Source organism: Streptococcus sp. VTCC 12886, from assembly GCF_049893425.1.
Lineage (GTDB): Bacteria > Bacillota > Bacilli > Lactobacillales > Streptococcaceae > Streptococcus > Streptococcus suis_AA.
This window is the reverse complement of the sequence record NZ_JBMVJB010000002.1, coordinates 15,520-39,115: the sequence shown is the minus strand read 5'-3', so window position 1 is coordinate 39,115 and position 23,596 is coordinate 15,520. Positions and strand designations below refer to the sequence as shown.

The following is a 23,596-nucleotide window of genomic DNA, read 5'->3' as shown; positions in this document are numbered from 1 at the left end:
ATCTATGATGTGTGACTTATTAGATTGAGATGTCACGATTTAACTTTGCAAGTCCCAAATCGGCTTTATGTGGATTATTGACAATAATCTTGCCATCTTCAGCCAAGCTGAACAATGCACCTTCTTCTGCAGTCCCTAGAATTGGATTTTCAACCATTTCTTCATTTCGAATTCCGACCGCTAAACCACCACGACCTGCTTTCAATAATTTAACTGCATGTGAGCCCATACGAGATGCGAGCACACGATCACGAGCTGTTGGTGAACCGCCACGTTGGATATGACCAAGTTCAGCTACACGAAGATCGCTAACGTCACCAGCTGCTTTCAATTCTTTAGCGAATTGACTAGCCGGCATAACACCTTCTGCCAATACAATGATACTGTGTTTCTTACCATTTTCATAGCCAGATTTAACTTTTTCAACAACATCTTGAATGTCAAATCCTTCTTCTGGGATAATGATAACATCTGCACCAGATGCAATACCTGACCACAACGCAATATCCCCAGCGTTACGTCCCATTACTTCAACAACGAAAGTACGGCGGTGACTTGAAGAAGTGTCACGAATTTTATCGATAGCTTCCATGGCTGTTGTAACAGCAGTATCAAAACCAATAGTGAAATCAGTTCCTACAATATCGTTATCAATCGTACCAGGTAACCCAATTGCTGGGAAACCATGTTCAGTAAGACGCATAGCTCCATGATAAGAGCCGTCGCCACCAATAACTACAACACCTTCAATTCCGTGTTTTTTCAATTGCTCGATCCCTTTTAGTTGACCTTCCAACTTGGCAAATTCTGGATAACGAGCAGTACCAAGGAATGTACCACCACGAGAGATGATATCTCCAACGGAACGGACAGTTAATGGGTGAATATCTCCAGCTACCATTCCAGCATAGCCTTCATTGATACCATATACTTCCATTCCTTCTGAAATTGCTTGGCGAACAACTGCACGAATGGCAGCATTCATACCAGGTGCGTCTCCACCACTGGTTAAAACACCAATACGCTTCATTTCATTTGCTCCTTTAAATTTCATTTTAACTGCCTTATTATAACATACTTGCAAGGAAGATGCTTGACTTTTTGCTATTTTTCAATGAAAAACCGTTTTCATAACAAATTCTGCCAACTCTTCTACTAATTGTGGTGATTTTACAACGCTAAATTGCTCAACTTTTATTGTTTCGTTCCGATCTTGATAGTGTAATATAACTGGGATGGGGCCTTTGTATCTGTCTAAGATTCGAGCAATCGCAAAATCATTTTCCCGATTTTCCATCAAAATCCAACATTTTTCCTGAGAAACCAATTCCAACTGGTCTAGTACAAGTTGGTGCTGTCCCTCTCTTTCTTGAACCCTTCCCGTGATATAACAGAAACTATTTTCCTTTAATAATGACTGATACTTCCTGTAAGTTTCAGGAAACAAGGTAACATCTAATTTCTGTTTCGTATCAGTCACCTGTAAAAAGGCCATCTGCTCCCCAGTTTTTTTTGTTCGAATAACACGCACAGATTGAATTTGAACCAAAACTGTCGCCTTGCTTTCAGTTTCTAAATCTGCAATGTCAGTAAGTCGTTGGGAAGATTGTTTTCGTAATTGAATGAGAGGGTGTGGACTAATCCCCAAACCAATTATTTCTTGTTCCATGTTGTATTTCTCGATATTCGAATAGTCATCCACATGCTTCCAACTATAGGCTTCCTCCGCAAAAAATGTCCCAAATGCTTCCGCAAAAACGAACAGATTTTCAAGATTTTCAACTATTTTCTTCCGATTCGACTCAATCTCATCAAATAAACCAAGTTGTATCAATGGCAATAATTGTTCTTTTTTTCTATATTGATGAGGTAGTCGTAGAATAAAATCTTCGAATGTAATGAATGGTCGATTTTCTATTATCCAAATAGCGAAATCTTTAGATAATCCTTTAATAGTTTTTAGACCCATGTAGATTTTATCTTTCTCAAATTTATCATGGTAGGGAATGGTATTGATGTACAATGGAGCAATGTGAAATTCGAATTGCAAGGCATCATGAATATAACCTACATTCGAATAATTCATCATCACTTCAAAAAATACATCTGGATAATGAGTTTTAAAAAAGGCCATCTGAAAGGCAAGGGCTGAATACGCATAGGCATGACTTCTATTAAAACCATAGCCAGCAAACTTGGCCATCATCGCAAAAATATCTTTGGTTTTTGACTTCTCATGGCCATTCTTTTCAGCTCCTAATAAAAAATCAGCCTCCATCGCTTGCATCTCCTGAGCATTTTTCTTAGACATGGCTCGACGGAGCAAGTCGGCTTTCCCAAGTGTAAATCCAGCATACACTTGAGCAATCTGCATGACCTGTTCTTGATAAAGCATAATCCCGTAGGTCGGTTCAAGAATGGAAGCAATTGATGGATCTAACAAGACGACTGCTTCTTTGCCCTGTTTTCGTTGAACAAAATTCTCTGAATAATCACTCGCACCAGGACGGTTCAAACTTGTAGTAGCTACAATATCCTCAAAACGAGTAGGTTTTACACGTTTTAATAAGCTAATAGCACCTGGCTGTTCAAATTGAAAAATACCTTTGGTCAGCCCTTTGGCAAATAATTCTAAAGTTGCCGAATCCTCCAAATCAATTGCAGCAATATCAATCGTTTTATTATATTTCTTCTTGACCAATTCCGCCATTTTCTGAACAAATGTCAGGTTTCTTAACCCCAGAAAATCCATCTTTAGAAGTCCATTAGCTTCAACCGCGTGAGCATCATACTGCGTTATCAGCATATCCTCGCCGATTTTTAATGGAATAGTATCCGTCAAGTCCTCGTCACTAACCACAACACCCGCAGCATGAATTGATGTTTGCCTTGGCTGGCCTTCAATTTGTCTAGCAATAGCAAAGGCTTTTTGATACTCTATTTTACTATTGATGATTTGGCGAAATGCGGCGTTTCTCTGATAAGCGGACTCCAGACTATCACGAAAAGAAATTTTTTTAGTAATATTGGTCAGTTCATATTCCGGTGTTCCAAAACGCTTAAAGACATCGCGGATAGCTTGCTTGGCTCCAAAAGTAGAATAGGTCACAATTTGAGCTGCATGCGTCCTACCATAGCGATCACGGACATAACGGATAAAATCCGAGCGATGGACATCCGGTATATCAATATCTATATCAGGCATAGAATACCTTTCACTGTTTAGAAACCGTTCAAATAGCAAGTTGTGTTTGACAGGATCAATACCTGTAATATTTAATGCATAAGCAACCAAACTTCCTACAGCTGATCCTCGTCCCATTCCCATATAGTAACCCTGGCTACGACCAAATCGAAGTAAATCCCATACAATCAGGAAATAATCATCAAATCCCATCTGATGAATGATGGCCAATTCCTTATCCAAACGTTCTTGATAAAGGGGGAAATCCAATTGTTTTTCCACTAAGCCTGCCTGTGCTTTTTCTCTCAATTCCTCAACTGCAGGTCGCTGACGATTAAATCGAGGAAGTTTAACTTTTTTATCAAGATGATAAGAAACGTTCTCCACTAATTGTGCAAGATTGGAGATTGCCTGAGGATATCGGTCGATGAAGCTCATCGTCAATCTTTCAGCAGATAATAAAACTTGTTGGTGTTCAATTTCGTTTACTTGATTAAGAGGAATGTTGTCTTTGATAGCACGTAAAACTTGTAGACTCTCTAGTTGATTTTCTTGAAAATAACGCACTGTATGTAACGGAAGGACAGGATGGTCAAAAGACTGAACTGGTGTATCTGAATAAATACCTATATAATAGTCTACCCCTAAATCAAGTTTATCGACACCATCTTTAAAAGGGACAATAACTGCAATATCTTGAAGGAATTGACGAATCGAATCAAAATCATCTTGACCGGTCATTTTTGCGGTAGAGATTTTCATCAGGTTTTGGTAACCCTTTGTCGATAATGCGATCAGTTTCGTTAAAATTTCTGACTGGCCGTTATTATATTTCCAGTCCAATTCACAACCAATGATGGGTCTGAGCCCTTCTTTTTGACAGGCTTCCAAAAATCCATATGCAGCGTACAAAGAATGAATATCCATGATTCCTATAGTTTGATAGCCGAGATTTTTTGCACGTTTAACGTATTCTTCAATTGTAACCATGCTATCCATAAAGGTATAGACGGTTTTTGTATCTAATTGCGCTAGCATGGTGTTCTCCTTTTTTATTATTATATACATTATACCAAAAATATCGATACCAAGCATTCCGTGGTTCGGTAATTCCAAAATTCAGAGTTCAAGTTTTACAACCTATCTTCACCTGATTTTCAATTCAAAATCATTCTAACCTCATATTTCTTGTCAAAAATACATCTTGATGAAACATTTCTCTTGCAGTCCAAGAAGTTTTTTTGTATTATGTATATAGAACAAAAATACAAACACAACCTAACCTATAGAAAGGCGCAAATCATGGCTTGGAAATTTGATAATAACATCCCAATATACATCCAGATAAGCAATACCATAAAATTGCAAATAGTAACAAACCAATTAAAATCAGGAGACAAACTTCCTACTGTCCGATATTTAGCTGAGACTGCTGGTGTAAACCCCAACACAGTCCAACGAGCGTTGTCTGACCTTGAAACAGAAGGATTCGTTTACTCCGTTAGAACCACTGGCAGATATGTGACAGATAACGAAGAATTAATCCGACGAACTCGTCTCCAATTAGCACAGAATGAAGTAGATAATTTTGTTACAAATATGCTTGATTTAGGTTTCAAGCAAGACGAATTAGTTAAACAACTAGATGATTTCTTGAAGGGAGTTTCTTATGAATAATGCGTTTACACTGGTCGAGTTACAACAAGTTTCCAAGTCATATGGAGGTGCTGTCGCACTGAACAATGTTAACTTGAAATTACCAGCTGGAAAAATAATTGGCTTGTTAGGTCCAAATGGTTCAGGAAAAACAACTATGATTAAGATTATCAACGGCTTACTTCAACCTGAGTATGGTCAAGTTCTCATTAATGGGCTTACCCCCTCACCAGAAACAAAAGCTATCGTTTCCTATCTTCCAGATACAACCTATTTGGACGAACAAATGAAAGTAATTGAAGCTGTACATTTTTTTGCAGATTTTTACAAAGATTTTAATATGGAACGTGCCTGCACCCTCTTAGCGGAATTGCAAATTGATTTGAATAGTCGAATGAAACATCTCTCAAAAGGGAACAAAGAAAAAGTTCAATTGATATTAGTTATGAGTCGACAAGCGCAATTGTATGTATTAGATGAACCAATTGGCGGAGTTGATCCTGCAGCACGTGATTATATTTTACGTACAATTATCAATAATTATTCTCCAACGGCTTCCGTTATCATCTCTACTCATTTAATTGCTGATGTTGAACAAATATTAGATGAAGTCATTTTCCTACAGTACGGTAGTGTTATCCGACAAGGGAACGTAGATGATTTGAGAATTGAAGCAGGAGAATCCATTGATTCACTCTTCCGTCAAGATTTTAAAGCAGAACATGTAAGGGGATTGTAATGTTTAAAAAACTATTAAAATATGAATTCAAATCCGTTGGAAAATGGTATTTAGGAATCTACTTGGGAGTCATTATTCTTTCAGTCGTATTAGGTTTTTGGATACAGGCTTTGGTATTAAAATCAAATACATCTGCTGTGAGTACTGCAAACGCAGAAATGTTCCTTTTCGGTACTTCATCAATGGTATTCGGTATTCTAATTGCAGCACTCTTTCTATCAACCTTCGTTCTGGTCATCAACCGTTTTAGAAGCAATATTTACGGAAGACAAGGATACTTAACCATGACCCTTCCAGTCAATAGTCACCAACTGATCCTTAGTAAACTAGTCGCCTCTTTAGTATGGTACTTCTTGGCAGGAATAACTGCTCTCCTAGCTATTGGAATAGTAATCAGTTTCGTACTTATGTCAACGAATGAATTATTAATTCCTGAACTGCAATACTTGTTTCAGCAAGTTGATATCGGTGTATTCATCGCATATGCTCTTAGTACATTGATTGAGAGTATAAGGGGAATCCTACTTATCTACTTCTCTATTTCAGTTGGTCAACTATTTCGAGATCATCGATTACTATTTGCCATTTTAACTTACATCGGTATCAGTATTTTGTCAGGCTCAATCAGTATGTTCTATTATATTAACCAAGGAGATGTATATGCAGATACCATTAGCTCTTTATATCCAAATCCGTTCTTTGTATTATTAAATATTGTTTTGGCCTTTGGGTATTACTTTGGTACCCATTATATCATGACCAAGAAGTTGAACCTACAATAATAAAAAGCTCTTTCCATGTCACTCGGACGTGGTATAGAGCTTTCTTTTTACAGGTAATTGTTGGTAGGCTAGCGAAAGAATGCGTAACAATTTTTCCTTTTCTTTCTCGCTAGCAAAACTTGCATGAATGGCGTGACAGTTAAATTGATAAAAATCTTCTTTAGTTGTACCGAAATGTTCGATAAACAGTTGGTACTCTTTATTTAAGTTTGTATTTGAAACGGTTCGATTATCGGTATTGATTGTGATTTTTGCTCCCGCCTCTATCAGTTGAGAATAGGGAAAGCTTGCTAGTGATGAGGCAGCTCCAGTTTGGAGGTTTGATGTTAGACACATTTCGACCGTTGCTCCACTATGAATAAGTCCCTGAATAACCTTCGGGTTCTTATAGAGGGCGGTTCCGTGTCCAATCCTCTTAATACCAAGTGCCAGAGCATGAGCAACATTGGTCACACAGCCACATTCACCAGCATGAAATGTGATAGGGTAGCCCAAGGATTGTGTAAATTGGATAAGCTCTTCTAAATCCTCCGTTGGATATTCAGCCTCATTTCCTGCAAAATCAAAACCAACTAAGCCTTTAAGGGCCAAATCTGCAATGGCTGAAAAGATTTCTTTAGTCTGACTTGGATTGGTTTGTTTTAATCCACAGACCAATAATTTAGCCATTATATGAAAATCTTTCTGAGCGCGCTCTAATCCTGCCAAAACTGCTTCTACGGCCTCTAGGACAGTGAGACCTCCATCAGTTGATAACTCGGGGGCAAAACGAATCTCAATATACAAAATATTATCCATTGCAGCTTGTTGCACAACATCGTACGCAGCTAATTCGAGAGCCTCAGAAGTTTGTAATAGTGGACGAGTATAATCAAACTTTTTCAAATAGGTCATCAAACTATCCACCTTGCCATCAACACTGACTAACTGACGTAAATCACTATCTTCTTCTGGGAGAGAGAGATTAGCTAATTGAGCAAGTTTTCGAATAAGTGAAAGCGACAATGAACCATCTAGATGACAATGCAACTCGGTTTTGGCTAATTTCTGAACATTCAATAGTATTTACATCTCTTTCATAAGTATATTGTCACTTATCATACCACATTTTCCTTAAAAATCAAGTTGTATGTGCCTTAAAATGAACGTCATTGATGGAAAGACTCTTTTGAAAAATAAAAAAGAACGATTTTAAATCGTTCTTGCAATACGGAAGACATGGGATTCGAACCCACGCACGCTGTTACACGCCTACCGCGTTTCCAACACGGCCTCTTGAGCCTCTTGAGTAATCTTCCATATATGGAGTTGGTGGGAGTCGAACCCACGTCCAAACATCTGCTAACTTATTCGTCTACAACCATAGGTTATGTCTTACTTTAACTTGGACTCGATACATAACTCAAACCGAGTACAAGCGAGTCAGTAAATCTCTTTTGGAACAGCCTGACTCAATTCCAACGTAGCTTGTAAAATTAAGACCAATCAACAAACACAAGCAATTTGCGAATGGTCACGCTAGCAGGTTATTAAGCTGCTAATGCGTAAGAATTTGTATTTTTTGCAGTTATATTTAACTGGCATTTTTACATCTGCCGATGGGTTGCAGAACAAGCCTCATAATGCCTGTCGAATCCGTAACAACCCCGTGGGTTAGATACGAGAGTTATTATATCAGATTCTTGAATGAATTGCAAAGAGTATTTATTTATGTTCCTGAATTTTAATTACAAAAGAAATATGGTAGAATGAAATTATGTATAAATTCTTTCAAAAAGTTATACAAGTTCTAAGTGTGCTTGTATTGATCGGCACAGCTATATTCCTTTTTTGGCTTTACAAAATCGGAATATTAAATGATCAGAATGCATTATCCAATTTATTACAAAATCAAGGTGTCTATGGCAGCTTAACTTTCATAGGATTACAAATTATTCAAGTTGTTTTCCCTATCATTCCTGGTGGGGTAACAACTGTCGTTGGTTTCCTTGTCTTTAAATTTTGGTGGGGTTTCATCCTAAATTACATTGGAATAAATATTGGAAGTATTATTTTATTCTGGCTCGCTCGGAGATATGGTAAAAAATTCTGTCTCTTATTTATGAACGAAGAAACGTTCGATAAATATGAAAAGAAAGTTGACAATAAGCGAGGTTATGAAATATTCTTCGTTTTCTGTATGTTATTCCCCTTCACTCCAGCCGATATTGTTGTGATGATTTCTGGACTGACAAGTATGAGCTATCGGAAGTTCATTTCGATTATCCTAATCTGTCGACCATTTTCTATCATTGCATACAGCTATTTTTGGATTTACTGTAGCTACTGGCTACATCATTTTTTGAAATAAAAAACTTGGTCCAATCAACCAAGTTTTTTTAGTATTTTGAAGAATTCTTTCTGCTTCTTATTCCGAAATACGTCGATACATATGAGGTCTGCGGTCTCTAAATAGTCCCCAATTCAAACGTTCACGCGCTCCCTTATCCAAATCATACACTGCAAGCAAGACAACTTCTTCCTCACGTCCCGCCTTTGTTAAAAGTTCTCCTGTCTCATCAGTCAAGAAAGAGGAACCATAGAAACATAAACTAGAAGACTGTCCACCATTTTCGTCAGATGGCTGGACTTCTTCCAAGCCAATACGGTTAGCTGCAATAACTGGTATGATATTGGCCGCAGCGTGCCCTTGCATGGTCCGTTGCCAATGTCCTTGGCTATCTGTATCCAAAATCGGCTCTGAGCCGATAGCTGTTGGGTAAAAAAGCAATTCTGCCCCATTTAGAGCCAAACAGCGAGCAGTTTCTGGAAACCATTGGTCCCAACAGATGCCAATACCAATCTTGGCATAGCGAGTTTCCCAGACCTTAAACCCAGTATTTCCCGGTGTGAAGTAAAACTTCTCCTGATAATAATGGTCGTCAGGAATATGAGTCTTACGGTAAACTCCCAAAACACTACCATCCGCATCAATAACCGCAATGGAATTATAGAGGCTATTTCCATCTTTTTCATAAAAAGAAATGGGTATAACCACCTGTAATTCTTTGGCAATGGGAATAAAGTGCTGAACAGCATCATTTTCCTCTACAGATTTAGCGTAGCTATAATAGTCATATTGGCGTTCTTGACAAAAATAAGGACGCTCAAAAAGTTCAGGCAGGAGAATAATCTGCGCTCCCTGACCAGCAGCCTGTCTGACCAAACGCTCTGCAGTCGCCAAATTTTCAGCTAAAATATGACTGCATTGCATTTGAACAGCAGCAACAGTAACATTTCTCATTTTTTTTGATCCTTTTCATAAATTCATGATGGGCAATTCAACGACGTCGTATCAGGGACATTTAGCACCATAAAGTGGGATTTGCTGGGTGATACAGTGAATATTTCCACCTCCTAGCAGGATGTCGCGGGCTGGTATGCCGACGACTTTTCTGATTGGAAAAAGCTGCGCTAGGAGATGCAGTGCATGAGCGTCATGCTCATCATCAAACTGAGGCACTAATACCGCACCGTTGCTGACGTAAAAATTCACATAGGAAGCTGCCAAGCGTTCGCCAGCAGTCCGTTCTTCTTCCCCTTCTTCATAGACATAGCCTGGCAAATCCTCTTCTGTTACTAGAATAGGATGTTTTGGAATAGGCAGTTTATGTACGGTAAACTTTCTGCCCTTAGCATCTACTTGCTCTTCCAAGTAGTCCAAATCAGCCTTGGACATGGCATATTGGGGGTCTGCCTCATCATCTGTCCAGGCTAAAACTATCTCAGCTGGACCAACAAAGGCCGCAACATTGTCCACATGTTCATTGGTTTCATCATTGAAAATTCCGTATGGAAGCCAGAGAACCTTTTCAGCACCTAGACTATCTAGAAGCACCTGCTCAATCTGGTCCTTGGTTAGATGAGGGTTGCGGCCTGGGCTTAGTAAACAGGATTCTGTCACCAAGATGGTTCCCTCACCGTCGCTATGGATGGCTCCGCCTTCTAGGACAAAGGGATGGGCATCGTGGACTGGCAGACCGATGGCTTGACTAAATCGACTAGCCACCTGATCATCTGACTCATAGTCCTGATAAAGACCATCATAGTTTCCGCCCCAAGCGTTAAAGGCCCAATCGATAGACAAGGCTCTGCCATTTTCATGGACCAAAACCGTCGGACCTGTGTCACGCGCCCAAGCATCGTTGGTGGGGATGTCCAGGTATGTGATGTTAGCCCCCAACATGGATTGAGCCTCCTCACGGTGTACCTCATCCACCAAGAGATAGACCTGCTCGCTTTCAGCAATGGTTTTAATGACCTGGCTAAAGGCTTTTTTCGCCCCCTGACCATCAAAGGGCCAGGATCCTGGGCGAGTCGGCCACACCATGAGGGTACCATGATGGGGCTCATACTCAGCAGGCATGCGGTAGCCAGCCGCTTTTGGACTTTCTATCATGACAACCTCCCTTTGAAATCTTCATATCCAAAACTCTTAACAATTCGGCAGTCACCAGTCTTGTCCATCAAGACCAGACTTGGCAGACCAATGCCATTGAAGGTATTGTTTTTTACAAAGGAATAAATAGCCATATCTTCAAAGTAGAGCTTGTCGCCAATCTCCACAGGTTTTTCAAAGGAATAATCGCCAATGATGTCGCCCGTCAGGCAGGTATTGGAAGATAGTCTGTATGTATAGGTCTTTTCACCTGCCTCAAAGCCATGACGAAGCGGTGGGCGATAGGGCATTTCCAAGACATCAGGCATATGGCAGGTGGCTGATGCGTCTAACACTAGCGTTTCAATACCATTTTCAATGATATCTAAAACTTCTGTCACCAAATAACCCGCATTGAGGGCAATGGCTTCACCAGGCTCAATGTAGACTTCTAATCCATAGGTTTCCTGCATGTGCTGGATAGAGGAAATCAGCAATTCTAGATCATAATCTTCTCTGGTCACATGATGGCCTCCGCCCATATTGAGCCATTTAATACGGTGTAGATAGGGACCGAATTTGGCCTCAACAGCATCCAAGGTCGTTTTCAAATCATCCGAATTTTGCTCACAGAGTGTATGGAAATGCAGACCATCCACCAAGTCCAGCAGGTCTTCTGAAAACTGGTCAATACGAACACCGAAGCGAGAACCTGCTGCGCAGGGATCATAGAGGGCATGGTCACCTTGGGTGGAGCACTCTGGATTAATCCGCAGGCCAACACTGACTCCAACTGCTCGGCATTTGTCCACGTGCTTGCGGAGTTGGCGCTCTGAGTTAAAGACGATATGGTCCGCAATCTCCAAAATCTCCTCCAAATCCGCATCCTTGAAGGCTGGAGCAAAGACATGGACTTCGCCCCCAAACTCCTCACGACCCAGCTTGGCTTCATAGAGGCCTGATGCAGTTGTTCCAGCTAGGTATTGGCTGATGAGCGGATAGGTGGCATACATGGAGAAGGCTTTTTGGGCCAAAAGGACCTTACAGCCTGTTCGCTCTTGGACCGACTTGAGAATTTCTAAATTGTTGACCAGCTTAGCTTCATCAATGACATAAGCTGGTGTTGGGACTTGATCAATTCTCATCTAGTCCACCAAAACTGGATTTTCTACTACTTGCCAAGGTAATCCGTATTGATTGAGCAAGTCCATAAATGGATCTGGATCCAATTCTTCCAAGTTGTATACACCTGGTTTTTTCCAAGTTCCGTCCATGACAAGCTTAGTTCCAATCATAGCAGGAACACCAGTTGTGTAAGAAATAGCCTGTGAACCCACTTCCTTATAGCACTCTTGGTGGTCACATACGTTATAGATGTAGATGGTCTTCTCCACACCGTCTTTGACCCCTGTGAAAATACAGCCGATGTTGGTTTTCCCAACAGTACGTGGACCAAGGCTGGCTGGATCAGGCAAGAGGGCTTTGAGGAATTGTATAGGCACTACTTCTTGTCCATTAAAGTTGATTGGGTCAGTCCGCAAGAGACCAACATTTTCCAAGCATTTCATATGAGTCAAGTAGGATTGACCGAAAGTCATAAAGAAGCGAATCCGCTTCACACCTGGAATGTTTTTAGCTAGGGATTCAATTTCTTCATGGTGGAGAAGATACATATCTTTCTGACCCACTTCTGGGAAATCATATTCTCGCTTGATAGACATGGCTTCAACTTCCACCCATTTGCCATTTTCCCAGTAGGAACCAGGTGCTGAAACCTCACGCAAGTTGATTTCAGGGTTAAAGTTGGTCGCAAATGGGTAACCATGGTCTCCCCCATTACAATCTAAGATATCTATATAGTGGATTTCATCGAAATAGTGTTTCAATGCGTAAGCAGAAAATACACTGGTCACACCTGGATCAAACCCGGATCCCAAAAGCGCTGTCAGCCCTGCTTTTTCAAAACGCTCCTTATAAGCCCACTGCCATGAGTAATCAAAGTAGGCTGTAAATCCTTCTTCTTCACAACGTTTTTCGTAAATAGCACGCCATTCAGGATTTTCAGTATCTTCACTTTCATAATTGGCTGTATCAATGTAGTCCACACCAGTCGCCAAACAAGCGTCCATAATGGTCAAATCTTGGTATGGGAGGGCAACGTTTAAAACGGCTTTTGGCTGGTAGCTTTCAATCAAGGCAATCACTTCTTCTACCTTGTCCGCATCCACTTGTGCAGTTTCGATTTTTACCGAAGTTTTTCCTTCTAAGGCAGCCTTCAAATCATCACACTTGGACTTGGTACGGCTGGCAATCATGACCTCCTTGAAAGTATCTTCTGCCTGACACACCTTGCTGATGGCAACCTGGGCTACGCCACCGCAACCAATGACTAATAAACGACTCATTTTCTTTTCTCCTCCTCTTCTAAAATGTCTTCTACATAGCGGGGCAAGAGAAATGCTCCCACATGAAGGTTAGCTGTATAATATTCTGTAAAAAGCTCGCGCGCTTTCCATTTTTCCTTATCATAATCTTCAATTGGATGGTATTTTTTAGAAGCAAATCCAAATAACCAATAACCTGCAGCTGAAGTTGGAATATGGGCTTGATAGACACGACTAATTGGAAATGATTGACTAGCCTTGCGATGCATGGAACGAAAAGCCGACTCATCCTCATCATAAAATGGCGAACCATGTTGGTAGACCATAATGCCATCTTCCTTCAAAGCCCTGTATGCATTACCGTAAAATTCCTTGGTAAACAACCCTTCCGTGTGTCCAAATGGATCTGTCGCATCATTGATGATAATGTCATATTCATTTTCACAATTGCGCAAGAACCGCAGGCTGTCCTGCAAATAAACCTCTACACGCTCATCTTCAAGTCCTGATGCATAGTCTGGGAAATACTGACGACACACTTCAACCAACAACTCATCTGGCTCTACTACATCAATGTGTTTTATTTCAGGATACATACTGAGAACTTGAGCAACTCCACCATCTCCACCACCTAAAATCAAGATTTTCTTAGGATTTGGATGAACTGCCATTGGTACATGTACTGCCATCTCATTGTAGACAAAGTCATCTGCATCCGAGAATAAAACACGACCATTAAGGGTTAATATTTTTCCAAAGGCTGGCGAGTCCAACACTGCTATATCTTGGTATTCGCTTTTTCCAGCATAAAGTTGTTGACTGGTGCGAATGGACAATTTTACATCAGGTGTTTGAACTTCTGAAAACCACATTTCCATGCCTATTTCTCCTTAATAACATTGATAAAATTAACATCTGGATCCTCTGTTCCTTGAACAGAACAGCCACGTTCCTTGGCAAAAATAATATAATTTACAATTTCTTGGGTCACTCGTTCACCTGGTGCCAAAAGCGGAATGCCAGGCGGGTAGCACATAACAAATTCCCCACAAACCTGTCCAACAGCATCTTGTAGCGAGAGACTGTCACGTTCTGCATAAAATGCTTGCTGAGGGGATAAGACCAATTGAGGCTGGATGTATTCCCCTGAAATTAAATCAGAACCATCACGTGAATACAAGCGCTTAATATCCGCTAAAGCACCCACCAACCGCTCAATATCTTGCAAACGGTCACCAATTGAAATATATGCCAAGATATTTCCAATATCACCAAATTCAATCTGAATATCGTATTCATCTCGCAGAAGATCGTAGACTTCGATACCAGTTAAGCCAATGCCTTGTGTGTAAATAGAAAGTTTCGTCACATCAAAATCATACACAGACTGTCCATCAATCAATTCTTTTGAATAGGCATAATAACCACCAATTGCATTGATTTCTCTACGGGCATATTCAGCCATTTCAATGACTTTTTCAAAAGACTCTTTCCCACGGAGAGCTAGATTTCTCCTTGAAATATCTAAGCTAGACAAGAGTAAGTAAGATGCTGAGGTAGACTGAGTTAAGTTGATAATTTGACGAACATATTCAACATTCATTTCAGAACCTACCAACAAAAGGGAACTCTGTGTCAAACTACCACCTGATTTATGCATGGAAACAGCAGCCATATCGGCACCAGCAGCCATAGCGGATAAAGGAAGTTGATCAGAAAAATGCAAGTGAGCCCCATGAGCCTCATCTACTAGAACTTTCATACCAGCTTTATGGGCCATCTCAGTGAGAGTTTTAACATCTGAACAAATACCATAATAAGTTGGATTATTTATCAAAACTGCAACTGCATCTGGATGCTCAACAATCGCCCGTGCAAAAGCGTCGTTCTCCAGTCCAAGAGCAATTCCAATCCTTGGCTGAACGGTCATATCAACATAAACAGGAATAGCCCCACATAAAACCAAAGCATTCAAGGCAGATTTATGAACATTCCGAGGAAGGATAATTTTATCCCCTGCCTTACATGTTGCTAAAATCATGGTCTGGACAGAAGACGTAGTTCCTCCAACCATAAGAAAAGCATGACTGGCCCCAAAAGCTTCTGCTGCCAATTCTTCTGCTTCACGAATGATCGAAACAGGATGCCCTAAATTATCTAAGGGTTTCATGGAATTGACATCAATGCCAACACACTTTTCACCTAGAAGCTCAACAAGCTCTGCATTTCCGCGTCCCCGTTTATGACCCGGAACATCAAAAGGAACTATCCGTTTGCGTCTTAATTTAACCAATCCCTCATAAATAGGGGCCTGGTGTTGATTTTTCATGTAGAAAAACTCCTTTGCTTTTACTTATAGTACAACATCTTATCTTTGCCCTTTTTAAACATGTAAAAAGAGCAGGGTAAAATCCTGCTCTACAATCGTTATTGACGTTTTTTATTCTTCTCTTGAGTTTATGTGCCTACCGTTTCCTACTCTCCAGTGCAAATATATACGTACTTTATTGACCGTTTCACAAGATGACGTGTGCTTTCACCACACTAAAATTTGATGTAAGAATTAGGGTAAATCCTAAAATCAACTTATAAAATTTGAGCTTTTAACTCAATCAATAATGTGGCTTTCGCCACGCTTCGGCATTCGACCCGCCTGTCCGTAGGCTTTGGTTATGACAATTTTCTGTCCCATATAGGTCTGATATTTGCTAGAATAGGTATCGCTACTTTTCCTAGGCCTGTTTATTGTAACACGGAAATAGTCCTTTGACAAGTAGAATTTGTAATATTTTATTCAAAAACAACAAACATTCTTTAAAAAATGGTTTCGAACGTTCGAAACCATCACATATTTATATTACTTAATTCCTAATGCAATACGAGCATAACGACTCATTTTTTGAACAGTCCAAGCCGGTGACCAGACAAGTCTCACATCCACTTCAGTCACTTCTGGGACATCTTTTAAAACATCATGTATTTGATCTGTAATCAAATCAGCTAAGGGACAGCCCATTGTGGTCAAAGTCATATCAATTTCAGCTTTGCCATCAATAAAACGAATTTCATAAATTAGTCCTAGATTGATAATATCTATCCCTAGTTCAGGGTCAATCACATCTTCAAGAGCTTGAAAAATACGCTCCTGGATATCTTTAATTTGATCTTCTGTATACGCCATTTTTCAATCACTCTCTTTCTAATGTTAAAAATGCAATGAAATTTTACTTGTTAATTATCTTCCCAAAACTTGGCTATAATAGGAAAATAAATTATTCGTTCTTTATATCAAATAGTTAGCGGGGAATAGGACTGTTGGAGCTGTGCGGGGGTGGGAGTTTAAAAGGTCTGGGAGACCTTTTAAAGTTGGAGATATAAGCTGACGGCAGTCAGCTCACATAAATTGAAGTCTGGGGATAGACTGTTTCAGCTCAACAACTTAAAACGAAAAATTGTTGACGAACCCTTCTATGAATGGTTGAGTCCTTTCCCACTCCCGTCAAAACAAATCACTGAACCTTGCCTGCTTTCTTATTTCTGGGCAGGCTTCAACAGTCTGGGAGACTGTTGAAGGTTGGAGATGAAACAAACGAAGTTTGTGTCAAAACCTCCCCCGCAAATTAGCCTGCTCTCTTATTTTCAAGCAGGTGTTAGAAAGGTACGCAGTACCTTCGCTCGTTTCCTGTTTTCGGCGAGCGGTTGATTTTGTCTCCCAGACAAAATCAATCCTCAATAAAGTCTCTGAGTGGTTTACTGCGGGATGGGTGGCGGAGTTTGCGAAGGGCTTTGGCTTCAATTTGGCGGATGCGTTCACGGGTTACGTTAAAGACCTTACCAACATCTTCTAACGTGCGCATTTTACCATCATCTAAACCAAAACGAAGACGCAATACGTTTTCTTCACGATCAGTAAGAGTATCCAATACCTCATCTAGTTGCTCACGTAGTACGACACGTGTGGTGTAGTCAACAGGATTTTCAATGACTTCGTCTTCAATAAAATCTCCTAAATGGCTATCATCCTCTTCACCAATAGGTGTTTCAAGTGAAACAGGCTCTTGCGCAATCTTAAGAATTTCACGAACTTTTTCAGGTGTCATGTCCATACGTTCTGCAATTTGTTCCGGAGTCGGATCTTGACCTAATTCTTGGAGAAGATTACGTTGTTCACGGACCAATTTGTTGATTGTTTCCACCATATGTACTGGAATACGAATGGTACGAGCCTGATCTGCGATAGCACGAGTAATGGCCTGACGGATCCACCATGTCGCATATGTTGAAAATTTGAATCCTTTTGAGTAATCAAATTTGTCAACGGCTTTCATCAAGCCCATATTTCCTTCTTGGATCAAATCAAGAAACTGCATACCACGACCAACATATCGCTTCGCAATAGAAACAACTAAACGTAGGTTAGCTTCTGCCAGACGTTGTTTTGCTTCTGGATCACCAGCTTCTACTGCCAAGGCTAATTCCTGTTCCTCTTCGTTGGTCAAAAGTGGAACAACACCAATCTCTTTCAAATACATCCGAACAGGATCATTTACTTTTGCCGAATTACTTCCTAGCAATTCTTCGTCAGATAATTCTGGTTCTTCTTCAACTCGTAATGCCCGTGCCGATGGATTACCTTCTTTATCAACAATCGCAATTCCGGCATCTTGAATACGCTGAAGCAAATCGTCAATACCATCCGCATCCAATGTAAAGGGAATGACTAATTGGTCATTGATCTCATCGTCGGCAGCAGACCCTTGCTTCTTATGGTTGCGAATAAATTCTGCAACTTGGATGTCAAAGGTTGTTACTTCAGTTTTTTTATCTTTATTATTTGTCATGCTTACTCCATTAGTTTTCTTTTATCCAGCAACTGTTGCAACTCATTAAGTGCAACATCACTATTTCCCATATGAGAGTATTCACGAATATTTCGTGAAATTAATTGATTTTCTTTTTTTAAAAGCTCCTTATCTCGCTTATTCTCCAATTCTTCTATTTCACCCTGAGCAACTTCTTCTGGCAAACGTTCTTCCAGCATCCGATACCAGGCTTGTTGAACCGAGGCATCCATTTGAGACAATTCATAACTTGTAATTTCGCCCTGTTCACGCAATGTTTCATAAATAACTTGAAGTTCTGGTGTAACAAAATAAAAATCATCTCTTAGTCGAAATTCATTTAAAATATAAGCGTGTTTAACCATCCTATATAATAAATGGTTCTCTGTCCGAATAAGACTTGTAGTACGAAGGAAAGGTTGTTCAGGAAACAGCTTTCTTGGAACAACTTGCTCATTTCCTCTACCAACTCTTGTCTGCCGTTGTTGCAGTCGTGCATTGTTGACCGCTAACTCAACTTGTGTGTAGTCAAAATCAGACAATAAATCTGCCACTTTGTATATATAAGAATTTTGAGCAGTAATGGATGGTGTTTTTGCAATAATCGGTGCAATCTTATCAACAAATTCAATTTGCATCTGCAAGTTATCAGGATTTTCAGGTTTGAGGTACTGAATTAAAAACTCAACATCACTCATCCTTGATTTTTCCAATATCTGTTGCAGTGCCTCTGGAGAATTCTTCTGTAAAAATTCATCCGGGTCCATATTATCAGGAAGCTTCACAATATCTATCTGAAAATTTTGCAATTCATCCAGTGCTTTCATGGTTGCAGCCTGGCCAGCTTTATCTCCATCGTATGTAAGGACAACTTTTTTACAAAATTTAGAAAGGTGACCAACATGCTCTTGTGTCAATGATGTTCCCATGGAAGCAACGGCATTTTCGATACCAGCCCGATGCGCCGCAATGACATCCAAGAAACCTTCCATTAGATACACTTCCCGTTGCTTTTTGATAGTAGCCTTAGCCTGATCCAAATGATACAGCTCATAGCTCTTATTAAAAATCGGCGTGCTGCGAGAGTTTTTATACTTGGCTAGTTGCTTATTTTCTTGGTCTTTTTTCGTCCAAATACGACCCGAGAATGCGATAACTCGACCATATTCATCACTCAAAGGAAAAATAATACGCCCTTGAAACGCATCGTAGATCATTTCGCCTTCACTTGGGTTAAATAAGCCCGACTGTAGTAAGTTTGCCTCATTGTACTCTGCTGATAATTTTTGATAAAGGATATTTTGCTCATGTGGTGAGAGACCGATTTGAAAAGTTTGAATCACTTCATCAGTCAAACCACGTTGATGCAAGTATCTCCTTGCCTCTTCACCCATCTTCGTCGTCATTAAGAAGGCATGGTAAAATTTTGCGGCATCCTTGTGTATATCAAAAAGAACCTGATGGGGATGCTGTCTTGATTGCGCCTGCTGATTAGTGGGGATGAATTCAGTTTGAAAACCAGCTTTTTCAGCAATAATTGCCACGGCATCAGCAAATGAAACGCCACGAAACTCCTCAATAAATTTAAAAACATCTCCTGATTTACCACAACCGAAACAATGATAAAATTGCTTATCTTCAACTACGTTAAAAGAAGGTGTTTTTTCCCCATGAAAAGGACACAAACCTAAATAATTACGCCCCGCTTTGGTAAGCGCAACCGATTCACCAATAATATCTACAATGTTAACCGATTGCTTAAGCTCATTTATTTTTTCTTTTGCTAACATCGGTTACCTCCATAAAATTCAGGGAATCTGCACATTTTAACATTCTTTATTGTATAATAAATTTCTTGAAAAGTAAAACTATCAAGTCGTTATAATTGTAAAAAAAAGAAAAGCGATTATAATAGAAAAGTAAAATATTTATGAAAGGACATATTTAGGATATGTTAAAAAATTTAAAAGCATTTTTGTTCAAACGCAATGTTATTGACCTTGCAGTCGCAGTTATCTTCGGTGCTGCATTCAAATCCATCATTGACTCATTGGTAGCTGATTTAATCACACCTTTGTTGTTAACTCCAGCATTAAAAGCTGCAGGTGCAGATAAAATTTCAGAATTGAGCTGGAATGGTGTTACTTATGGTAACTTCTTGAGCGCAGTAATCAACTTCCTCATCATTGGCACTATCCTCTTCTTCATTGTTAAAGCTGCAGAAAAAGCTTTCCCTAAAAAAGTTGAAAAACCAGCTCCTTCTGGACCAACTCAGGAAGAATTGCTTACTGAAATCCGTGATTTATTGAAGAAATAATTCTTGATTGGAGAGACAGGTGAATCACCTGTCTTTTTTTTGTTACCCAAAAAAGAAGATGTGAGCACTACGCGCACACCTTTATATTTTTAAAAATCAACATTAACCCTTATAACCATTTGGATTTTTAGATTGCCAATTCCATGTGTCTCGGCACATATCTTCAATTGTTTTTTCGGTTTTCCAATTGAGTTCAGCCAGAGCCTTGTCAGCATTTGCATAACAAGTTGCTACATCCCCAGGACGACGATCAACAATTTTATAAGGTACCTTAACTCCATTTACCTTTTCAAATGCTTGTACGAGTTCTAATACACTTGTTCCTTGTCCTGAACCTAAATTATAAGTATATACACCTGTCGTATCCGAAATCTTTTCAAGTGCTTTAATGTGCCCAAGTGCTAAGTCAACTACGTGAATGTAGTCACGAACACCTGTACCATCTACAGTATCATAGTCATTCCCAAATACACTCAACTCTGCCCGTTTACCAACAGCTACTTGTGCAATAAATGGCATAAGGTTGTTTGGAATACCAGCAGGATCTTCACCAATCAATCCTGATTCATGAGCACCAATTGGGTTGAAATAACGAAGAAGAGCAACACTCCATTCTTTATCAGAAACTTCGAGATCGCGCAAAATCTGTTCCAACATCACCTTTGTATAACCATAAGGGTTAGTCGCACTTGTTGGCATATTTTCCACCAATGGTGATGGATTGTTCAATCCATATACAGTAGCACTGGATGAAAAGACAATTTTCTTAACTCCAAATTCAGCCATCACCTCTACCAGAGCAAGCGTTGACATGATATTATTTTCATAATACATTACTGGTTTTTCTACAGACTCACCAACAGCCTTGTATCCTGCAAAATGGATTGCTGCTTCAATCGATTCTTTTTCAAAAACCGAACGGAGAGCCGCCTTATCAGCTACATCCAATTCATAAAAAGTCGGTCTCTTTCCTGTAATCTCCTCAATACGATCCAAAACCAGAATACTTGAATTAGAAAGATTATCAACAATGACAACCTCTTTGCCCAATTTTATCAATTCAACAACTGTATGGCTACCAATATACCCAGCACCACCTGTTACTAAAATACTCATGCAAGACTCCTTTTTTCATGAACAAAATGACTTGACTCAATTCTACATACCTATTATAAGTTAGATAAGGTAAAATGTAAATAAAAAACAGCCCTAAAGCTGTTTTAAATTCAATTAGAATTTTTTGCGCTTGCGAGCTGCTTCTGATTTACGTTTACGTTTTACAGATGGTTTTTCGTAGAATTCACGTTTACGTGTTTCTTGAAGAGTACCAGCTTTAGTAACCGCACGTTTGAAACGACGAAGAGCATCATCAAGTGATTCGTTCTTGCGTACTACTGTTTTTGACATTTTTTTCACTCCCCTCAATTTCAAAGTCTTTATCATTCTACTATGAATGCATCCGTTTGTCAATCTTTTTTGATTTTAAATCATAAAAACCTGTCCTAGGTCAACTTGCCAATCGATTGCTTTTTCGAGACCACGCAAGCATTGCCCAGAAGAACACTTCGTAAAGAACAAAAAATAAAATAAAGCAATGCAAGAAAAATTCCTCAGGTAAAATATAAATGACAGGATCCTTGACTGGATCAAATAACCAAGTAGAATCGCCAGGAAAAAGGACCGTATGAAAAAGAACAAAGAATTGGTCAAATCCCATAAGAAGCCCCATTAAGCCGATGACAACCGGTGCAAGCATCATCCACAAGAAGGTTTTTTGAACCAACCAGCCATGGCCTTTTAAAAGAATCTGTTTGATAAACAAGAAAAAAGCGGGAAAACTTAGAACAAACACACCTTGCGCTAAATGAAATAGTTTTTTCACATCAGCGAAATGTTTGAGACCATCAACTGAGGAAGAAAAGTTAGGCATGTCTAAAACTGTCTGAAATGGATTGGTTAAATAGTTCATCAAAATATTGAAATTATATGAGATGTCTGCCGATTTCATATAGACGATTTTTTCCAGCCCTAGATAAGAAATTTCAACAGGAAAAACTAGCCATGCCAAATAAATGGTAGCAAGGATTGCACCCGACAGCACAAATAAAACCGTTCCGAATACTTGTAGTTTAGTTTTCATCAAAGCTCCATTCATCTAAACTATTCAACACATGGGTTGGCGCAATTGGTAAATGAGCTACTTCTTCTGGCTTCGTAAAACCAGTAAGTACCAAAAGGGTTGAAAAACCATTATCAATACCTGCCCGAATATCTGTCAAATAATTGTCACCAACCATAATTGTCTGACTCTTTTCAGTTCCCAGTATCTCCAAGGCCTTATCCATAATGATGGATTTTGGTTTTCCAATGATGGCTGGTTTGATCCGAGTTGCAGCTTCTAATAGCGCCAATAATGAACCTGCTCCCGGTAAATGCCCACGCTCAGTTGGAATATTCAAATCTGGATTGGTGCCAATAAAGGTTGCTCCTTTTTGGATCGCTAATGTAGCAATCGTGAGTTTTTCATAAGTCAAATCAGTGTCTAGCCCAACAACGACATAGGCAGGATTATTTGTATCCTCAACGTAACCTGCCTCATAAATAGCTGATTTTAGCCCATCTTCACCGATTACATAAACGGTCTTGTCTTTACCCAAATCATTCATATAGTCGATGGTAGCAAGACTTGCAGTGTAGATGGTTTCGAGTGGCGTCACAATATTGAATTGCTCAGCCAGCATGGCCTGTATCGTTTCAGGTCTGCGGGTGGTATTATTGGTCACAAATAAATAGGGAATTTGTCGTTCCTGCAATCGATGTACAAATCGTTCCCCAGCTGGTATGCGCTTTTTCCCTTCATAAATTGTCCCATCTAAATCAATCAAGTATCCTTGGTACGTCATTTTTCCTCCTTAATCAAATCGTGTTTCCCAATGTTCGGCATGACAAGCTTCAAAACAAAGGGCTATTTGTTCTGGTGTATTTCTCCCTAAAGATAGCTGTGGCAAGTCGTCAAGTTCAAAATAAGCTGAGCCGATTGTTTCCAAATTTGGTTGAAATTCCCCACCAATAACCTTGCAAAGAATAAATACCTTTGTTACACGGTGTGCAGACTTGGTTGGATTATTCTTATGTTTGTCCAAAATCGCCACAACGCGTTTTGCTTCAACCTCGAGTCCCGCTTCTTCTTTTACTTCTTTAATCACATTATCCTTAACCGATTGATCTACGTCACACCAACCCTCTTATGTCAAGTAAATGACACTATTTTTCTAC

At 39.6% G+C, this 23,596-nt stretch carries 21 protein-coding genes, 1 tRNA gene, 1 other RNA gene and 1 pseudogene; 5 read left to right on the top strand and 19 right to left on the bottom strand.

What is annotated here, in order from left to right:
- Nucleotides 1–19 precede the first annotated feature (19 nt).
- Nucleotides 20–1,030: a 6-phosphofructokinase gene (gene pfkA / locus ACPC57_RS00850; RefSeq protein ID WP_217375151.1), complete on the bottom strand. Its 1,011-nt coding sequence runs from the start codon at nucleotides 1,028–1,030 to the stop codon at nucleotides 20–22.
- Nucleotides 1,031–1,111: 81 nt separating this feature from the next.
- On the bottom strand, nucleotides 1,112–4,222 hold the full coding sequence (locus ACPC57_RS00845) for a DNA polymerase III subunit alpha (RefSeq protein ID WP_434066099.1): 3,111 nt from the start codon (nucleotides 4,220–4,222) through the stop codon (nucleotides 1,112–1,114).
- A 264-nt stretch (nucleotides 4,223–4,486) separates the two neighbouring features.
- On the opposite strand from ACPC57_RS00845, the gene ACPC57_RS00840 reads away from it, so the two are divergent.
- From ACPC57_RS00840 to ACPC57_RS00830, 3 genes are read left to right on the top strand one after another with little or no spacing between them, the layout of a single operon-like run.
- Nucleotides 4,487–4,861, top strand: coding sequence for a GntR family transcriptional regulator (locus ACPC57_RS00840; RefSeq protein ID WP_434066098.1), 375 nt, complete (start codon nucleotides 4,487–4,489; stop codon nucleotides 4,859–4,861).
- Nucleotides 4,854–5,579, top strand: coding sequence for an ABC transporter ATP-binding protein (locus ACPC57_RS00835; RefSeq protein WP_277836713.1), 726 nt, complete (start codon nucleotides 4,854–4,856; stop codon nucleotides 5,577–5,579). Before ACPC57_RS00840 ends, ACPC57_RS00835 begins: the two co-directional genes overlap by 8 nt.
- Complete coding sequence (locus ACPC57_RS00830) at nucleotides 5,579–6,361, top strand: ABC transporter permease (RefSeq protein ID WP_434066097.1); 783 nt, start codon at nucleotides 5,579–5,581, stop codon at nucleotides 6,359–6,361. The genes ACPC57_RS00835 and ACPC57_RS00830 overlap by 1 nt, the downstream gene beginning before the upstream one ends.
- A gap of 18 nt (nucleotides 6,362–6,379) precedes the next feature.
- Here the strand turns inward: ACPC57_RS00830 and add are convergent, their stop codons facing one another.
- From add to ssrA, 3 genes are all read right to left on the bottom strand, one after another.
- Complete coding sequence (add, locus tag ACPC57_RS00825) at nucleotides 6,380–7,426, bottom strand: adenosine deaminase (protein ID WP_434066132.1); 1,047 nt, start codon at nucleotides 7,424–7,426, stop codon at nucleotides 6,380–6,382.
- Nucleotides 7,427–7,571: 145 nt separating this feature from the next.
- Nucleotides 7,572–7,659 (bottom strand) — tRNA-Ser (locus ACPC57_RS00820).
- Nucleotides 7,660–7,661: 2 nt separating this feature from the next.
- Nucleotides 7,662–8,009: a transfer-messenger RNA gene (gene ssrA, locus ACPC57_RS00815) on the bottom strand.
- Nucleotides 8,010–8,117: 108 nt separating this feature from the next.
- On the opposite strand from ssrA, the gene ACPC57_RS00810 reads away from it, so the two are divergent.
- Complete coding sequence (locus tag ACPC57_RS00810) at nucleotides 8,118–8,711, top strand: TVP38/TMEM64 family protein (protein WP_217374936.1); 594 nt, start codon at nucleotides 8,118–8,120, stop codon at nucleotides 8,709–8,711.
- 57 nt (nucleotides 8,712–8,768) lie between these two features.
- Here the strand turns inward: ACPC57_RS00810 and aguB are convergent, their stop codons facing one another.
- The 9 genes from aguB to dnaG all read right to left on the bottom strand — a co-directional run bounded on the left by aguB (nucleotide 8,769) and on the right by dnaG (nucleotide 19,793).
- The gene (gene aguB, locus ACPC57_RS00805; RefSeq protein ID WP_434065568.1) at nucleotides 8,769–9,644 is read right to left on the bottom strand and encodes an N-carbamoylputrescine amidase; all 876 of its coding nucleotides are present in this window, start codon (nucleotides 9,642–9,644) and stop codon (nucleotides 8,769–8,771) included.
- Between the two features lie 51 nt (nucleotides 9,645–9,695).
- Complete coding sequence (gene aguA, locus ACPC57_RS00800; RefSeq protein WP_434066096.1) at nucleotides 9,696–10,799, bottom strand: agmatine deiminase; 1,104 nt, start codon at nucleotides 10,797–10,799, stop codon at nucleotides 9,696–9,698.
- Nucleotides 10,796–11,923: a carboxynorspermidine decarboxylase gene (gene nspC, locus ACPC57_RS00795; protein WP_434066095.1), complete on the bottom strand. Its 1,128-nt coding sequence runs from the start codon at nucleotides 11,921–11,923 to the stop codon at nucleotides 10,796–10,798. Before nspC ends, aguA begins: the two co-directional genes overlap by 4 nt.
- On the bottom strand, nucleotides 11,924–13,183 hold the full coding sequence (locus tag ACPC57_RS00790; RefSeq protein WP_024396263.1) for a saccharopine dehydrogenase family protein: 1,260 nt from the start codon (nucleotides 13,181–13,183) through the stop codon (nucleotides 11,924–11,926).
- Nucleotides 13,180–14,040, bottom strand: coding sequence for a polyamine aminopropyltransferase (gene speE, locus ACPC57_RS00785; protein WP_434066094.1), 861 nt, complete (start codon nucleotides 14,038–14,040; stop codon nucleotides 13,180–13,182). The genes ACPC57_RS00790 and speE overlap by 4 nt, the downstream gene beginning before the upstream one ends.
- A gap of 2 nt (nucleotides 14,041–14,042) precedes the next feature.
- Nucleotides 14,043–15,491: an aminotransferase class I/II-fold pyridoxal phosphate-dependent enzyme gene (locus ACPC57_RS00780; RefSeq protein ID WP_434066093.1), complete on the bottom strand. Its 1,449-nt coding sequence runs from the start codon at nucleotides 15,489–15,491 to the stop codon at nucleotides 14,043–14,045.
- Nucleotides 15,492–16,019: 528 nt separating this feature from the next.
- Nucleotides 16,020–16,343: a metal-sulfur cluster assembly factor gene (locus tag ACPC57_RS00775; RefSeq protein WP_024392443.1), complete on the bottom strand. Its 324-nt coding sequence runs from the start codon at nucleotides 16,341–16,343 to the stop codon at nucleotides 16,020–16,022.
- Between the two features lie 541 nt (nucleotides 16,344–16,884).
- The gene (rpoD, locus tag ACPC57_RS00770) at nucleotides 16,885–18,003 is read right to left on the bottom strand and encodes an RNA polymerase sigma factor RpoD (protein WP_217374931.1); all 1,119 of its coding nucleotides are present in this window, start codon (nucleotides 18,001–18,003) and stop codon (nucleotides 16,885–16,887) included.
- 2 nt (nucleotides 18,004–18,005) lie between these two features.
- Nucleotides 18,006–19,793 carry a DNA primase gene (gene dnaG / locus ACPC57_RS00765; protein ID WP_217374930.1) on the bottom strand — a complete coding sequence of 596 codons (1,788 nt, stop codon included), beginning with the start codon at nucleotides 19,791–19,793 and terminating at the stop codon, nucleotides 18,006–18,008.
- A gap of 161 nt (nucleotides 19,794–19,954) precedes the next feature.
- On the opposite strand from dnaG, the gene mscL reads away from it, so the two are divergent.
- The gene (mscL, locus tag ACPC57_RS00760) at nucleotides 19,955–20,320 is read left to right on the top strand and encodes a large conductance mechanosensitive channel protein MscL (RefSeq protein WP_434065983.1); all 366 of its coding nucleotides are present in this window, start codon (nucleotides 19,955–19,957) and stop codon (nucleotides 20,318–20,320) included.
- A gap of 102 nt (nucleotides 20,321–20,422) precedes the next feature.
- On the opposite strand, the gene galE is transcribed toward mscL, so the two are convergent.
- The 5 genes and pseudogenes from galE to ACPC57_RS00735 form a co-directional block, all read right to left on the bottom strand.
- Nucleotides 20,423–21,436 (bottom strand): UDP-glucose 4-epimerase GalE, encoded by a 1,014-nt coding sequence (gene galE, locus ACPC57_RS00755; RefSeq protein WP_217374928.1) that lies wholly within the window; start codon nucleotides 21,434–21,436, stop codon nucleotides 20,423–20,425.
- A 114-nt stretch (nucleotides 21,437–21,550) separates the two neighbouring features.
- Nucleotides 21,551–21,727, bottom strand: a complete 177-nt coding sequence (gene rpsU / locus ACPC57_RS00750) for a 30S ribosomal protein S21 (RefSeq protein ID WP_000048054.1) — start codon at nucleotides 21,725–21,727, stop codon at nucleotides 21,551–21,553.
- Between the two features lie 100 nt (nucleotides 21,728–21,827).
- Nucleotides 21,828–22,460: a TIGR01906 family membrane protein gene (locus tag ACPC57_RS00745; RefSeq protein WP_217374927.1), complete on the bottom strand. Its 633-nt coding sequence runs from the start codon at nucleotides 22,458–22,460 to the stop codon at nucleotides 21,828–21,830.
- The gene (locus tag ACPC57_RS00740; RefSeq protein WP_217374926.1) at nucleotides 22,450–23,223 is read right to left on the bottom strand and encodes a TIGR01457 family HAD-type hydrolase; all 774 of its coding nucleotides are present in this window, start codon (nucleotides 23,221–23,223) and stop codon (nucleotides 22,450–22,452) included. The genes ACPC57_RS00745 and ACPC57_RS00740 overlap by 11 nt, the downstream gene beginning before the upstream one ends.
- A 9-nt stretch (nucleotides 23,224–23,232) precedes the next feature.
- Nucleotides 23,233–23,562, bottom strand: a pseudogene (locus tag ACPC57_RS00735) (NUDIX domain-containing protein); the annotation flags it as partial.
- Nucleotides 23,563–23,596 lie beyond the last annotated feature (34 nt).

Excerpts from the sequence above, each read along its gene's own strand:
- pfkA (WP_217375151.1), bottom strand. The coding sequence starts at position 1,030 with ATGAAGCGTATTGGTGTTTTAACCAGTGGTGGAGACGCACCTGGTATG.
- ACPC57_RS00845 (WP_434066099.1), bottom strand. The coding sequence starts at position 4,222 with ATGCTAGCGCAATTAGATACAAAAACCGTCTATACCTTTATGGATAGC.
- ACPC57_RS00840 (WP_434066098.1), top strand. The coding sequence starts at position 4,487 with ATGGCTTGGAAATTTGATAATAACATCCCAATATACATCCAGATAAGC.
- ACPC57_RS00835 (WP_277836713.1), top strand. The coding sequence starts at position 4,854 with ATGAATAATGCGTTTACACTGGTCGAGTTACAACAAGTTTCCAAGTCA.
- ACPC57_RS00830 (WP_434066097.1), top strand. The coding sequence starts at position 5,579 with ATGTTTAAAAAACTATTAAAATATGAATTCAAATCCGTTGGAAAATGG.
- ACPC57_RS00810 (WP_217374936.1), top strand. The coding sequence starts at position 8,118 with ATGTATAAATTCTTTCAAAAAGTTATACAAGTTCTAAGTGTGCTTGTA.
- aguB (WP_434065568.1), bottom strand. The coding sequence starts at position 9,644 with ATGAGAAATGTTACTGTTGCTGCTGTTCAAATGCAATGCAGTCATATT.
- aguA (WP_434066096.1), bottom strand. The coding sequence starts at position 10,799 with ATGATAGAAAGTCCAAAAGCGGCTGGCTACCGCATGCCTGCTGAGTAT.
- nspC (WP_434066095.1), bottom strand. The coding sequence starts at position 11,923 with ATGAGAATTGATCAAGTCCCAACACCAGCTTATGTCATTGATGAAGCT.
- ACPC57_RS00790 (WP_024396263.1), bottom strand. The coding sequence starts at position 13,183 with ATGAGTCGTTTATTAGTCATTGGTTGCGGTGGCGTAGCCCAGGTTGCC.
- speE (WP_434066094.1), bottom strand. The coding sequence starts at position 14,040 with ATGGAAATGTGGTTTTCAGAAGTTCAAACACCTGATGTAAAATTGTCC.
- ACPC57_RS00780 (WP_434066093.1), bottom strand. The coding sequence starts at position 15,491 with ATGAAAAATCAACACCAGGCCCCTATTTATGAGGGATTGGTTAAATTA.
- ACPC57_RS00775 (WP_024392443.1), bottom strand. The coding sequence starts at position 16,343 with ATGGCGTATACAGAAGATCAAATTAAAGATATCCAGGAGCGTATTTTT.
- rpoD (WP_217374931.1), bottom strand. The coding sequence starts at position 18,003 with ATGACAAATAATAAAGATAAAAAAACTGAAGTAACAACCTTTGACATC.
- dnaG (WP_217374930.1), bottom strand. The coding sequence starts at position 19,793 with ATGTTAGCAAAAGAAAAAATAAATGAGCTTAAGCAATCGGTTAACATT.
- mscL (WP_434065983.1), top strand. The coding sequence starts at position 19,955 with ATGTTAAAAAATTTAAAAGCATTTTTGTTCAAACGCAATGTTATTGAC.
- galE (WP_217374928.1), bottom strand. The coding sequence starts at position 21,436 with ATGAGTATTTTAGTAACAGGTGGTGCTGGGTATATTGGTAGCCATACA.
- rpsU (WP_000048054.1), bottom strand. The coding sequence starts at position 21,727 with ATGTCAAAAACAGTAGTACGCAAGAACGAATCACTTGATGATGCTCTT.
- ACPC57_RS00745 (WP_217374927.1), bottom strand. The coding sequence starts at position 22,460 with ATGAAAACTAAACTACAAGTATTCGGAACGGTTTTATTTGTGCTGTCG.
- ACPC57_RS00740 (WP_217374926.1), bottom strand. The coding sequence starts at position 23,223 with ATGACGTACCAAGGATACTTGATTGATTTAGATGGGACAATTTATGAA.